10 protein-coding genes and 2 pseudogenes are annotated in these 14,006 nt (G+C 42.7%); 10 read left to right on the top strand and 2 right to left on the bottom strand.

Features of this window, described 5'->3' with window-relative positions; translation table 11 throughout:
- Positions 1–133: 133 nt before the first annotated feature.
- The gene (gene rplS / locus LRS05_RS08255; RefSeq protein WP_257867882.1) at positions 134–487 is read left to right on the top strand and encodes a 50S ribosomal protein L19; all 354 of its coding nucleotides are present in this window, start codon (positions 134–136) and stop codon (positions 485–487) included.
- Positions 488–539: 52 nt separating this feature from the next.
- On the opposite strand, the gene LRS05_RS08250 is transcribed toward rplS, so the two are convergent.
- Entirely contained in the window at positions 540–794 is a 255-nt protein-coding gene (locus tag LRS05_RS08250) for a hypothetical protein (protein ID WP_257867881.1), read from the bottom strand.
- Between the two features lie 273 nt (positions 795–1,067).
- Here LRS05_RS08250 and LRS05_RS08245 point away from each other — a divergent pair.
- The 9 genes and pseudogenes from LRS05_RS08245 (at position 1,068) to LRS05_RS08205 (ending at position 13,467) form a co-directional block, all read left to right on the top strand.
- Positions 1,068–3,294 (top strand): annotated as a pseudogene (locus tag LRS05_RS08245) (NADP-dependent isocitrate dehydrogenase).
- A 43-nt stretch (positions 3,295–3,337) separates the two neighbouring features.
- On the top strand, positions 3,338–3,892 hold the full coding sequence (locus LRS05_RS08240) for a hypothetical protein (RefSeq protein ID WP_257867880.1): 555 nt from the start codon (positions 3,338–3,340) through the stop codon (positions 3,890–3,892).
- An 81-nt stretch (positions 3,893–3,973) separates the two neighbouring features.
- Positions 3,974–6,352, top strand: coding sequence for a TonB-dependent receptor (locus LRS05_RS08235; RefSeq protein WP_257867879.1), 2,379 nt, complete (start codon positions 3,974–3,976; stop codon positions 6,350–6,352).
- A 4-nt stretch (positions 6,353–6,356) separates the two neighbouring features.
- Entirely contained in the window at positions 6,357–7,181 is an 825-nt protein-coding gene (locus tag LRS05_RS08230; RefSeq protein WP_257867878.1) for a DUF4249 domain-containing protein, read from the top strand.
- A 126-nt stretch (positions 7,182–7,307) separates the two neighbouring features.
- A complete protein-coding gene (locus tag LRS05_RS08225) occupies positions 7,308–8,540 on the top strand; it encodes a hypothetical protein (RefSeq protein WP_257867877.1) in 1,233 nt (410 codons plus the stop codon).
- 1 nt (position 8,541) lies between these two features.
- Entirely contained in the window at positions 8,542–9,204 is a 663-nt protein-coding gene (locus LRS05_RS08220; protein WP_257867876.1) for a thiamine diphosphokinase, read from the top strand.
- A gap of 363 nt (positions 9,205–9,567) precedes the next feature.
- A pseudogene (gcvT, locus tag LRS05_RS08215) lies at positions 9,568–10,651 on the top strand (glycine cleavage system aminomethyltransferase GcvT).
- Positions 10,652–10,656: 5 nt separating this feature from the next.
- A complete protein-coding gene (locus LRS05_RS08210; RefSeq protein ID WP_257867875.1) occupies positions 10,657–12,693 on the top strand; it encodes a S41 family peptidase in 2,037 nt (678 codons plus the stop codon).
- A 63-nt stretch (positions 12,694–12,756) separates the two neighbouring features.
- Entirely contained in the window at positions 12,757–13,467 is a 711-nt protein-coding gene (locus tag LRS05_RS08205; RefSeq protein ID WP_257867874.1) for a YebC/PmpR family DNA-binding transcriptional regulator, read from the top strand.
- A 43-nt stretch (positions 13,468–13,510) separates the two neighbouring features.
- Here LRS05_RS08205 and LRS05_RS08200 read toward each other — a convergent pair whose 3' ends face one another.
- Complete coding sequence (locus LRS05_RS08200) at positions 13,511–13,948, bottom strand: hypothetical protein (protein ID WP_257867873.1); 438 nt, start codon at positions 13,946–13,948, stop codon at positions 13,511–13,513.
- Between the last annotated feature and the right edge of the window lie 58 nt (positions 13,949–14,006).

Raw genomic sequence — 14,006 nt, 5'->3', positions numbered from 1 at the left:
CAGAATAATCTATAACTTTGCATTGTTGCATTTGCACATTTCAAATTAATTTTTATCTTTGCGCCCACATTTGGACCAACCTCTGGCGATAACCGTGAATGTTGCTTTGAATCAAATTTTTAAATTTAAAATCATGACAACTGATTTAGTAAAATTCGTTCAGGACGAATTCGTTGCAAAAAAAGATTTCCCTGAGTTCAATTCAGGTGACACAATTACTGTGTACTACGAAATTAAGGAAGGTGAAAAAACACGTACCCAGTTCTTCAAAGGTGTAGTTATCCAGAAGAGGGGTGCAGGTATCACTGAAACTTTCACTATCCGTAAAATGTCAGGTTCTGTGGGTGTTGAGCGTATCTTCCCTGTAAACATGCCTGCACTTCAAAAAATTGAAGTTAACCAGAGAGGTAAAGTTCGCAGGGCACGTATATTCTACTTCCGCGACCTTACAGGTAAAAAAGCGAAAATCAAAGAAAGAAGAAGGTAATAACCTCATTCACTATACAAAAATCCCTCCGATATTCGGGGGGATTTTTTATTTACCAGCACTTTTTTATAAAATCAAGCACAGCATCTTCACTGGCCACACTGTGCGGAACCCTGGTGCGCAAAGTTTGCTCAAACCGGAACATATTATGATGATTGGGAACTATTTCATTTAGCGTAAAGAATTTCTTTGCAAGCATAAGCACCCTTTGCCTGTTATATCGCTCAAAGCCTTCTATAATTTCTGAAGCTTCGCTGTCGCAGTAATAACTAAGGCCGTAAAGCATATTTTCCGCTGTTAGTTCCATAAGGTAAAGTTTTTTCAAATGTAACCTCAAAGCTGAATGTGAGTGTTGCAGAATTTTACGGAAAACTTTACATATTAAACAAGTCTTAATCATTCGATAAAATTTCTTTCTGCAAATTGCAGATTAAGCAACAACTACAACGTTTTTTTACAGGATTATCGGCAGCCTTTTAGTACAGAATTTTCTATATTTGCCCTGCTTCGGCACCATCAAACAGACTAAATATACAAACTGCCGCCCTGCCACGCGCAGAGCGCCGAAAAACTACGCTAAATGGCTAATAAGTCAACTATTTTTTACACGATAACAGACGAGGCCCCAATGCTGGCCACACATTCATTCCTACCGATTGTACAAGCTTTTGCAGCACCTGCTGGCATCAATCTGGAAACGAGAGACATTTCACTTGCGGGCCGCATACTGGCTAATTTCCCTGAAAATCTTACTGAAGGGCAAAAAATTGGCGATGCCCTTAGCGAACTGGGCCAGCTAGCCACTACGCCTGAAGCCAACATTATAAAGCTGCCGAATATTTCAGCGTCCGTTCCGCAATTAAAAGAAGCCATAAAAGAACTTCAGGCCCAGGGGTACAATATTCCTGACTATCCGGAAAATGCTTCAACAGAAGAAGAAAAAAACATAAAAGCAAAATATGCCAAGGTACTTGGTTCAGCTGTGAACCCGGTGCTTCGCGAAGGCAACTCTGACCGCCGTGCACCACGCGCTGTGAAAAACTATGCAAAGGCACACCCCCCACTCTATGGGAGCCTGGAGCAGCGGCAGTAAAACACATGTTGCCAGCATGCCTGAAGGTGATTTCTACGGAAGTGAAAAGTCGCTTACTGTAAAAGAAGCCACTGATGTAAAGATTGAATTTACAGGCAATGACGGTACTGTTACCGTACTTAAAGCCAGCACGCCGCTTAAAGCCGGTGAGATTATTGACAGCGCTGCCCTCAGCCTTAAAAAACTGAAAGCATTTGCTGCCAAAGAAATAGCTGATGCCAGGGTACAGGGCGTATTGTTCTCGCTGCACATGAAAGCTACGATGATGAAGGTGAGCGACCCGATTATTTTCGGGGCAATTGTAGAAGTTTTCTTTGCAGATGTATTTGAAAAATATGCTTCTCTATTTAAAGAATTAGGCGTAGATACACGCAATGGCCTTGGCGATGTTTTTGCCAAGATTGCAGGCCACCCGCAGGAGGCTGAAGTTAAGGCCGCCATTGAAAAAGTATATGCTGAAGGCCCGGCAATTGCTATGGTGAACAGTGATAACGGCATTACCAACCTGCATGTGCCAAGCGATGTAATTGTAGATGCCTCTATGCCGGCAATGATACGTACATCAGGCCAGATGTGGGATGCAAAAGACCAGCAGCAGGATACAAAAGCCATGATCCCGGACAGGACGTATGCAGGCTTGTACACTGCTACAATTAATTTCTGCAAAGAGCATGGCGCCTTTAACCCTGCCACTATGGGCAGCGTACCAAACGTAGGCCTTATGGCACAGAAGGCGGAAGAGTACGGAAGCCATGACAAGACCTTCCAGGCAGCAGCTGATGGCGTTGTGAAAGTTATTGACAATAACACCGGCGAAGTTTATATGGAGCAGCAGGTTGAGGCCGGAGACATCTTCAGGATGTGCCAGACCAAAGATGCCCCCATACAGGACTGGGTGAAGCTTGCCGTAAACAGGGCAAGGCTGAGCGCTACACCGGCTGTTTTCTGGCTTGACGATAAGCGTGCGCACGACCGTGAGCTAATCGCGAAAGTTGAGATGTACCTAAAAGACCACGATACAAACGGGCTTGATATACGCATACTTGACCCTATTGCGGCGACTGAATTTACCCTTGAACGCATCATCCGTGGGGAAGACACAATATCAGTTACCGGAAATGTACTGCGCGATTACCTGACAGACCTCTTCCCTATTCTTGAACTGGGTACATCGGCAAAAATGCTGTCGATAGTTCCGCTTATGAATGGCGGCGGATTATTTGAAACCGGTGCCGGAGGTTCTGCCCCTAAACACGTGGAGCAGTTTACTCAGGAAGGTTACCTGCGTTGGGATTCGCTCGGTGAGTTTCTGGCGCTTGGTGTGTCGCTCGAGCATCTGGGCCAGACCATGGGTAATGCAAAAGCGCTTGTACTGAGCGAAACGCTTGATGCTGCCAACGAGAAATTCCTTGAAAATGATAAGTCGCCTGCACGTAAAGTTGGGCAGATAGACAACCGCGGTTCGCATTTTTACCTGGCACTCTATTGGGCTCAGGCGCTTGCCGCACAAAACAAAGATGCCGAACTGAAAGCGAAATTCGAGCCAATCGCGGCAGCGCTGACGGAAAACGAGGCTAAGATTGATGCTGAGCTAATAGCGGCACAAGGCAAGCCACAGGATATTGGCGGCTATTACCACCCTGACCAAAAGCTGACAGACAAAGCGATGAGGCCAAGCGAAACTTTTAATAGTATATTGGCGAAATTGAATTAATTATAACTTGAGCCGTCCTGATGGGGCGGCTTTTTTTTTTGGTATGAAATTTAGCATCGCCATACTTATATTATTTATCATGATTAGCTGCCACGAAGGTGATTTGGGAGGTGACTATTACTACCTGCCTGACTACGAAGCTATTGACATAGGCTACCCTTACGGCTCAATCATTTATAAGTCTACACAGCAGAATACTTATAATAAAGTCCTGATATATGCAGATGTGATTGACTGCGAATCTTCTTCAGACTATATAATTGTGCTGCAACGCCCTAACAAGGCATTGGTAAAACAAAATATTAAAGATGATTTAAAGATGTGGAGGTATCTTTCAAAAATAACAGTTGGCGATAAGGCGATAGCTATGGATAATTTAAATTTGAGGTGTGCCAGCGTTGAAAAAATTAGTTCGATAGCCGATAGCCTTTTTCAGGAATCTTCTTATTATCAAAAAATGTTTCATTTAGAGTCAAATTATTATATCATCGATAAACATACCGATTCAATATTTGGGCCTATGGACAAAATTCAGTTTGAGAAGATGAAAGAGAATAAGAATATATCGCTAGATTTTTATTTTCTGCCTAAATTGTAAAAATCCCTTTGTTAAATCTGTGTTAACAAACAATTTTAATTACTCTTAAACGTTTACCAATTCAAACCAATAAATCAATCAATGCTATCAAAAAGAAAAAGCAGGTTCATCTTGTTCCTGTTACTAATTTTTTCTGTGGGCTATGCACAGCAAAAATTCACGATCAGCGGCACACTGCGTGACGCTTCGAGCAATGAAACACTCATTGGCTCAACAGTTTACATTAAAGAACTTCAAAAGGCATTTACGGTTAATGAGTACGGCTTCTACTCCATCTCACTTCCTGAAGGCACTTACACCTTACAAATCAGCAGTATAGGCTTCGGCAATATTGAAGAGACGGTAGTGCTTGACCGCAACATCCGTAGGGATTTTAGCATGCAGCCCGAATCGCAAATGCTTGAAGAAGTTGTGGTTGAAAGTAATCGCCAGCGTGCTGAAATCCGGCGCCCCGAAATGAGTGTTGCTAAACTTACCGTTCAGGAAATCAAGAAGATGCCGGTGGTTTTGGGCGAAGTAGACGTATTGAAGTCTATTCTCACCCTGCCCGGTGTTACCAATGCCGGCGAAGGAGCTTCGGGCTTCAACGTACGCGGGGGCTCAGCCGACCAAAACCTTATTTTGCTCGATGAAGCCATGATCTTTAACTCGTCGCACCTGTTTGGGTTTTTCTCGGTTTTCAACTCTGATGCTATAAAAGACATGAAGCTTTACAAAGGCGGTATCCCGGCGCGTTTCGGCGGAAGATTATCATCTGTACTTGATATTTACCAGAAAGAAGGTAACAGCAATGAGTTTCACATGACCGGAGGTATTGGGCTAATTTCCAGCCGTTTGCTAGCCGAAGGACCTATCGTAAAAGAGAAGTCCTCCTTCCTTATTGGTGGCCGTGCGTCATACGCGCACCTGTTTTTAAAGCTGAGCGATAATGAAAACTCTGCCTACTTTTATGACCTGAACACCAAATTAAGTTATACGCTTGATGATAAAAACAAGCTCTACCTCTCCGGTTACTTTGGGCGCGACCTGTTCAACATCAATGAAAGCTTCAACAATATCTATGGCAATGCCGTGCTGAACCTGCGTTGGAATCATTTATTTAATGACAGGCTATTTAGCAATATGTCAATGATTTACAGTGACTATTATTACGGCTTAGAGCTTGATTTTATTGGCTTTACCTGGGACAGCGGGATTAAGAATTTCAATTTTAAGTACGACTTTAAGCACTACCTTACTGAAAACCTGAAACTTAACTACGGCCTTAATGCTATATATTACGATTTCAATCCTGGTACAATCACCCCTAGCGGTGAAAATTCAGCCGTAAACCGTGATGAGCTTGAACATAAATATGCTGTGGAACCTGCACTGTACTTAGATGCTGAACAAACGCTTACAGATTACCTTACAGTAAGTTACGGCCTGCGTTACAGTATGTTTTACAGGCTGGGTTCACAAAACCTGAACACATATGCCAATAACAATGCGGTCGCTTTCAACAACGAATTAAAAATATACGAAAAAGCAACGCCAACAGGTACGCGCCATTACGGCAGAGGTGAGACCATTGCCGATTTGAATAACCTGGAGCCCAGGGCAGCAGTGTCATTCACGCTTGACGAAAACCAGTCTATTAAGTTCGGGTACAACCGCATGGTGCAGTACCTCCACCTTATTACCAACACCTCATCGCCTACCCCGCTTGATGTTTGGGCCCCGAGTGATAACTTCCTGAAACCGCAGAAGCTTGACCAGTTTGCGGCCGGATATTTCAGGAACTTTAAAGATGATGCGTACACGCTTGAGACCGAAGTATTTTATAAAAAAATAAAAGATAAGCTGGATTATATTGACGGTGCCGACCTTATTGCCAATGAGGCTATTGAGCAGGTGGTATTGCCCGGAAAAGCAAGGTCATACGGGCTTGAAGTACTTGTACGTAAAAATACAGGAAAGCTAAGCGGCTGGGTAGCTTATACGCTGTCACGCACTGAGCAGCAGACACCAGGCAGGGCACCGGGAGAAACAGGTATAAATAATGGTGACTGGTACAGAGCGGGTTATGACAAAACACATAATCTCTCAATAACAAGCACATACCAGTACACCGATAAATGGTCATTTGGGGCGATATTCGCATTACAGTCAGGGTTGACAGCAACCTTCCCTAACGGGTATTATCGTTACGGTGACCTGAACATCCCAAATTTCGGTCCGCGTAATGAAGACAGGCTCCCGGCCTACCACCACCTTGATGTTTCAGCAACGTACACGCCAAAACCCGAAAAGAAAACAGGCTGGCAGGGTGAATGGGTGTTTAGCATCTATAACCTTTACAACCGCCAGAATGCGGCGTCTTTTACATTCACACAAAACGAAGATACAGGCGCAAATGAGGCCAAGAGGCTGTCGATTTTCGGAATCATCCCGAGTGTAACGTATAACTTCAGATTTTAATGCTATGAAAAAGATATTCTTGTTATTATTCCCGATATTATTTTTAACCGCTTCCTGCGAGGAAGTAGTTGAAGTTGACCTGGAAACAGCTGCGCCCCGCCTGGTTATTGATGCTTCTATAAACTGGGTGAAAGGCACAACAGGTAATGAACAGACAATCAGGCTAACAACAACTACAGGTTATTACAATCCCCAAATACCGGTAGTGTCTGGCGCTACCGTATATATAACAAACAGCGCCGGAACCGTTTTCGATTTTATAGAGCAACCGGGCACCGGCAACTACAACTGCACAAATTTTATACCTGTTATTGGCGAAAACTATACGCTTACTGTAATATCTGAGGGGCAGACCTACCGCGCTACGGAAATGCTGTACCCAACCCCTGATATTGAAGAAATTGTACAGGATAATGAGGGCGGTTTCCTTAACGAAGATGTGGAAGTGCGCTTTTTTTACCCTGACAACGGCGCAACCGATAACTGGTATATGTACAGGTTTGACTGGGCAGGGCTGCCCTACCCGGATTATGACGTAATTGAAGACAAATTTTTCCAGGGCAACCAGATGTTTGGTATTTTCAGTGATGAAGACCTTGCGCCGGGTCAGCAATTGCGGATGAGGCTCTACGGCATCTCACAGCGCTACTACAATTACATGCAAATACTTATTTCGATGGCTGAAGGCGGTGCAGGCTCAGGGCCGTTCCAGTCGCCGCCAACTACACTGCGCAGCAACATGGTGAACCAGACCAATGAAGATAATTATGCCCTGGGATATTTCAGGCTTGGTGAAGTAAGTGATTTGACGTATACTATAGCCCCCTAACCCCAAAGGGGGAACTTCGGATTGAAAACAAAAGCTGCCTGAAAAGGTGGCTTTTTTATTGAAGACTCTTGTAGCTTGCAGCTATCTTTCTAACTTTACAACTTTCTAACTTTCAACTAAACCAAAATGTCATCCCACCACATTGTTCGCGACGACCAGGAACCTGCACGGCTAAAACTAATTAGGTCGATAGTTATTATCTCCATAATGGCTTTGCCGCAAATTACTTCAGCACAGATTACAAGATTACAGGAGTTGGTTAATGATATTTATCTAGTACACACACCAAAGGGAAATACTTTTAGCAATCAAAAAGGTATCTTATACAACGAATATTTTAATGCGGCTGAAATAAAGGTTCAGAACTGCGATATTATTGTTTGCACGCGGCAGTCATCGGGTGATGTTATAAAATGCATAGATACAAAGATTTTTAATGTTATCCAGGTTATGCAGGCTCTTGGTGAGCTTGATACACCTAAACATAACGCACGAATCATTACAAAAAACGGCAAGTATGCTGCGTTTGATGGTTGTATACCGATTACAGATTTTATTTATGATGAGCAATTTTTTGTAGAGGGAGGAACTGTACTTTCGAGGCAGGATAATGGTAGTCGTATATTCGTAGTCATTAAAGATAATCGGGAATTTTTCACAACCCGTGACAGCATTGTACGAATTTGGGACACTAATATTCTTGTCAGGAATATTAATAAAGGATTTTATTACTTCGGGCTGGACAAAAGCATGCGCCCGGTTCCTGAGCAATTCCTAGATGTAGATGATCTGGATACAGAAGATTCAATTTATATATACAGGGATAAAAGCGGCGAAAGCGGGTACATTTCAAATAACGAAGTTGTAAAAGGGTATCGCCCTATTTCAGCATTTTATAAAAAATATGCTTTTGCCTATAATCGCAAAAACGGAAAAATGACCGTTATTAATAAACGTTTCCGAAAAATAAAAAAATTCCCCGAAAGATATTACATTGAGGAAGAGTTTGACCACTTCGGAGTATTAATCATTTATAATGATAAGCGGGAATACGGACTGGTAAATTATAAAGGCGACATAATTTTGCCAATGGGTAAAGACTATATTGAGCAAGTAAAAGGTGGTTTGTTTTTTATGACAAGTTGGAAAAATAGGGCTCAAAACCTGCTCAACGAACAAAAAACGGGATATTACAATCAAAAGGGAGTGAGAATTGCACCCAATGGTGTTTTCAACCGGTCAAACCTTATAATTACCAGCGAAACTATCGAGAATAAAGGAGAAGAGAATGAAACTATCACTTTTACTGATATTTTTCTTGATGTTGATAACAAGATAATTAAACAACAAAAACGCTAAAATGTCATCCCACCACATAGTACGTGACGACCAGGAACCTGCGCTTATTATTGCAAACGGCGCTGCCTGCAGTAGTGAACTTATGGGGCAGCTGCTGGAATGGTCTCCGCTTGTTGTGGTGCTTGACAGCGCCATTGAACGTGTATTGGAACTGAGTATCAAGGCCGATGTTCTGTTGGGTGATTTTGACCGAGGCTTTGATGCTGAACACTACCGTAACAAGCAGTATCCGCTGGAAATTGTACATACGCCTGACCAGGATAAAACAGACCTTGAGAAAGCTTTTGATTACTTAATTGAAAGGAAAATACCCGCTGCTAATGTAATATGGGCAACAGGCCGCCGGGCAGACCATACCATTACCAACCTGACCAATATTGCTCGCTACCGCGATAGGCTCAAGATAGTTATACTCGATGACTACAGTAAGGTATTCCTGCTTCCGCGGAAGTTTGAAAAGTGGTACACCGCAGGTTCTGTGATATCATTAATTCCAGTCGGTACGGTAAGTGGTATCACAACGCAAAACCTGAAGTATCCGCTCGACAACGAATCTCTCACAATAGGCTACCGCACCGGAAGCAGTAACGAGGCTGAAGCAGACGGCATTGTAACTATCAGGCATACCTACGGCGATTTATTACTGATGGAATGCCATGACTAATTCAGTTAAAAGTTTAAATGTTGAAAGTTATAAAGTTGCGGGTTTCGCGTTTGAGTGAAGCTGGGGTTAGGGGTGTGTTCACTTGCCACGAATTTCACTAATGGCACTAATTATTCCACAAAGCTACACAGAGAATCACAAAGTCTCGCAAAGGCGCTAAGCCGCAAAGTTTTCATAGTAAACTTAATAGGTTTTGAAAACCTTGCAGGTTAGCGATAAGAGTGAAGCTGGCTTTTTACTTGTGGCTTTTGACTTTGTGGCTTTCGACTTTTGACTGACTTTCTTAATTCTTACATAAAACCTCTCCTTGACTACACTTTTTTCGATAATTTAGCAACAGCAAACCAATAACAAACTTTTTTGATGAAAAATACTGCGTTAACGCATGTGCACGAGGCTCTTGGGGCTAAAATGGTGCCGTTTGCGGGCTATAATATGCCTGTACAATATGAAGGCGTGAATATAGAACACGAGACAGTCCGCAAAGGCGTTGGCGTGTTTGACGTATCACACATGGGTGAGTTTTTGATAGAAGGCCCGAATGCACTGGCGCTGATACAAAAGGTTACTACCAATGATGCATCGGTTCTTACAGTTGGTAAAGCGCAATACAGCTGTATGCCTAATGATAACGGCGGAATTGTAGATGACCTTATAATTTATATGCTTAAAGACGAGCAATACCTTTTGGTGGTAAATGCTTCGAATATAGAAAAAGACTGGAACTGGATATCATCTAAAAATGATGTTGGGGCTGTAATGCGAAACATTTCAGAAGATTACTCGTTACTTGCAATACAGGGCCCAATGGCTATGGAGGCCATGCAGCCGCTTACATCTATAGACCTTGCGGCCATAAAATATTACCATTTTGAGGTTGCCGATTTTGCGGGAATCGAGCATGTTATCATTTCGGCTACGGGCTACACAGGCAGTGGCGGTTTTGAAATTTATGCTAAGAACAGCGAAATTCAGCAAATATGGGATAAAGTGTTTGAAGCAGGTGCACCATACGGTATTAAACCAATTGGCCTTGCAGCCCGCGATACGCTAAGGCTTGAAATGGGATTCTGCCTGTATGGCAATGACATTAATGATACCACGTCGCCGCTTGAGGCTGGTCTTGGCTGGATTACGAAATTCACCAAAGATTTTACCAACAGCGAGGCGCTGAAACAACAAAAAGAAAACGGCGTTACCCGTAAACTGGTAGGCTTTGAGCTTACAGACAGGGGGGATACCGCGCCATGACTATGAAATAACAAATACAGAAGGTAATGTTATAGGCTTTGTAACATCAGGTACTATGTCGCCATCGCTCAATAAGGGTATTGGCCTGGGCTATGTGCCTGTAGCATTTGCCGCGCCTGATAGTGACATCTTTATCCGCATCAGGAATAAAGATATCCCTGCAAAAGTGGTGAAGCTGCCTTTCTATAAAAAATAGAAGCTATGAAAAAATATATCGCACTGGCCTGTTTGCTTACCATAACGGTGGCCGCACAAAACCATGACAGGGCGTGCGATGTATTTGGCAAGATCAACACGCTGCTCCAGGAAAAGCACTATAAGCCAAAACCGGTAAATGACAGCCTTTCGGCATTTGTATTCAACTCGGTTATGGAGCAGCTTGATGATAACCATACCCTATTCTTAAAAAATGAGTATGATGCTCTCGCTGTTCACAAATATAAGATAGACGATTATATAACCCAGGGAAACTGCGGCTTTTTTACTGATTTTATCTCTGCATACAAAAAAGCTCTGGAACGGAATAAAGCCTTCACTGAAGAGCTTATTTCAGGTAAGCTGGAGCTGAACACGCAGGACACGATTTTCTATTCCCGCAAAACATTTCCGTACCATACCGACCCGCAGAAGATTAAGCGCTTCATTCGCAAGAAAATGGTGTATGATGTGCTGGAAGAAATTGCCATGCAAAGCCGTGACCGGGATTCTCTTAAAACACACTTTGATAAACTGGTTGCAGAATCTAAAAAGAAAGTCTCTGAAGCATTCCTTTGCCGTGTTAACAGCCTGCTAAATCCTAATGAGGGGTTTGATAACAGCATTTACAATAAATTCTTCTCAACTTTCAGCTCATATTTCGACCCGCACTCTACTTATTTCAACTACAATGAGAAATCGTCATTCATGTCGAGTATTTCAAGCGAAAATTATTCGCTCGGATTATATGTAAGCCAGGATGAAAAAGATAATATTATAGTAGAGGATATTGTACCCGGTGGGCCCGCTTACAACAGCGGTAAAGTAGATAAGGGAGACCAGCTGCTGAAGCTTGCAACCGGCGGAAAAGAGTACACGGTAAGCTGCTCATCTCTTGAAGCCATAACAAGTATAGTACTATCTGATACTTACAAAGATGTAGCAATGACCTTCCGTAAAAAAGACGGGAATGTGTATACTGTTGCCTTGCGAAAAATGAAAATGAACGCCGAAGATCACAAGGTGTACAGCTACATTTTAGGTGGTGAGCAAAACATTGGCTACATTAAAATACCAAGTTTCTACACCGCTGTAGACAACGCATTCGGGCGGGGCTCTGCCGATGATGTGGCGCGTGAGCTTAAACTGCTCAAGAAGTCAAAAATCAAAGGGCTGATTATAGACCTGCAGTTTAACGGCGGTGGCAGCATGGAAGAAGTAATCCGTATGGCCGGTATGTTTATAGACTATGGCCCCGTGGCAGTGATAAGCGATAAACAGCAGGATTATGTGGTGATAAATGATGACGACCGCGGCACACTTTACCTCGGCCCGATGGTTGTGCTGGTTAATGGGCAATCGGCTTCGGCAAGTGAGTTTTTTGCGGGTGTAATGCAGGATTATAACCGTGCCGTAATTGCAGGCAGCACTACGCTTGGCAAGGCCAGCATGCAGACTATACTTCAGCTTAAAGGCAGTAAAGAAGATTTTGTAAAGCTTACTATCGACAAGTTTTACCGCGTTACAGGCCGAAGCAGCCAATATACAGGCATTGTGCCTGATGTAGAGATGCCGTCATTTTTTGAGAAGCTGATGCCACGTGAAAGCTCAATGCCAATGGCGCTGGCCAATGATAGTATATCACTGGATGTTACCTTTAAAAGATTGCCAAAAGAGCCTATAAGCCAGGCTGCCGGCCTAAGCAAAAACAGGATAGCGGCAAACACCGACTTTTTAATGATAAATTCTATTAATAGTAAAGTTGATAAACTTTACAATAGCGATAAACCTGCATTGCCGCTTACATTTGATACTGTATTTGACGATGTGCACTCTATGGACAGCATCTGGAAAGACATCACCGCAGCTACAGAGAAAGACCGAGACATTGCCGTTAATGTTACCTATGCAAACGCATCTGGAGGTAAGGATAATTTTGCCGCAAACAGCAATGCCGAAAAAATCAAAGCTATTAAGACAAACCCGTATATAAAAGAAGCGCTCAATATCGCCTCAGATTTGTACAATATGGGTAATAACTAAACCTTACAACTTTTTTGCAGAAACAACGAATAAGTTTATTTTTGTGCTGCAAATAAATCTATTATGGGAAGAGCGTTTGAATTTAGGAAAGCCAGAAAAATGAAACGTTGGTCGGCCATGGCCAAGACGTTTACAAGAATTGGCAAAGATATAGTGATGGCTGTAAAAGAAGGCGGCCCGAACCCGGAGAGCAACTCAAGGCTGCGCGCTGTAATGCAGAACGCGAAAGCTGCCAACATGCCTAAAGACAATGTTGAGAGGGCTATAAAGAAAGCTTCAGACAAAGAAACCGCCAACTTTAAAGAAGTACTTTTTGAAGGCTATGCGCCACACGGTATCGCTATACTTATTGAAACAGCAACCGATAATAATAACCGTACGGTAGCAAACATTCGCAGTTATTTCAATAAGTGTAACGGAACACTTAGTACGCAGGGCTCAGTTGAATTTATGTTTGACCATACCTGTAATTTCCGCATTCCAAGTGATGGTCAGGATGTTGAAGAACTGGAGCTTGAAATGATTGACTTTGGTGTGGAAGAAATATTTAAAGATGAAGACGGGATTGTGATGTACGCACCGTTTGAAAGCTTTGGCGCTATACAGAAAGAACTTGAAAATCGTAACATTGAGATATTATCTTCAGGTTTTGAAAGGATTCCGCAGGTAACGAAAGAACTAACACCTGAGCAGGTTGCTGATGTGGAAAAGCTTCTTGAGAAAATTGAGGAAGATGACGATGTGATGAACGTATACCATACAATGCAGGAATAGTTGTCGCTCTATAATAAAAAAGGCTGTCAATTGACAGCCTTTTTTATTCTTTATCCATTATCTCAACCTTGATGTGCAGTTCATCACCCGATTTCCATGATTGACCTTTTACAACAATCCTGTCACCAACTTCAGATGTCCTGTATACCGCAGGATCCATATTTACTTTACTTATTGTAGCGTAGTATAGCTTCCCTGAATCATCTTTAATTGTAGCAGTATACCCATCTTTACCATTTTGTACGGCTGTTACTGTACCACGCACTTTTGCAACAACAGGAGCATCCTGTGCTACGGTTTCAGGAGCTGCATTAGGGTGGCCCGTGGCTACCGCTGCACTCGCGGTATCAATGTGTTTTTCAGTAGTGCTTTCAATAGCAGTTGTAGTGGCTGTTTCTGGGGTTGTTTCGGTTTTCTTTTCGTTACATGACATAATAGCTGCTGAAGCCAGTGCCATAGTTACTATTTGTATTCTTCTCATTGGTTATAATTTTAAAACTAAGGTACAAAAATCCATAAAAAAACCGGCGTTGTTTACA

The sequence above is a fragment of the Flavobacterium sp. J372 genome (assembly GCF_024699965.1).
Lineage (GTDB): Bacteria > Bacteroidota > Bacteroidia > Flavobacteriales > Flavobacteriaceae > Flavobacterium.
The sequence above is the reverse complement of the archived record's forward strand: the minus strand, read 5'-3'. Positions and strand labels throughout refer to the sequence as shown.

What these genes read in the sequence shown, in the direction of transcription:
- rplS (WP_257867882.1), top strand. Translation starts at nt 134, where the DNA reads ATGACAACTGATTTAGTAAAATTCGTTCAGGACGAATTCGTTGCAAAA.
- LRS05_RS08250 (WP_257867881.1), bottom strand. Translation starts at nt 794, where the DNA reads ATGGAACTAACAGCGGAAAATATGCTTTACGGCCTTAGTTATTACTGC.
- LRS05_RS08240 (WP_257867880.1), top strand. Translation starts at nt 3,338, where the DNA reads ATGAAATTTAGCATCGCCATACTTATATTATTTATCATGATTAGCTGC.
- LRS05_RS08235 (WP_257867879.1), top strand. Translation starts at nt 3,974, where the DNA reads ATGCTATCAAAAAGAAAAAGCAGGTTCATCTTGTTCCTGTTACTAATT.
- LRS05_RS08230 (WP_257867878.1), top strand. Translation starts at nt 6,357, where the DNA reads ATGAAAAAGATATTCTTGTTATTATTCCCGATATTATTTTTAACCGCT.
- LRS05_RS08225 (WP_257867877.1), top strand. Translation starts at nt 7,308, where the DNA reads ATGTCATCCCACCACATTGTTCGCGACGACCAGGAACCTGCACGGCTA.
- LRS05_RS08220 (WP_257867876.1), top strand. Translation starts at nt 8,542, where the DNA reads ATGTCATCCCACCACATAGTACGTGACGACCAGGAACCTGCGCTTATT.
- LRS05_RS08210 (WP_257867875.1), top strand. Translation starts at nt 10,657, where the DNA reads ATGAAAAAATATATCGCACTGGCCTGTTTGCTTACCATAACGGTGGCC.
- LRS05_RS08205 (WP_257867874.1), top strand. Translation starts at nt 12,757, where the DNA reads ATGGGAAGAGCGTTTGAATTTAGGAAAGCCAGAAAAATGAAACGTTGG.
- LRS05_RS08200 (WP_257867873.1), bottom strand. Translation starts at nt 13,948, where the DNA reads ATGAGAAGAATACAAATAGTAACTATGGCACTGGCTTCAGCAGCTATT.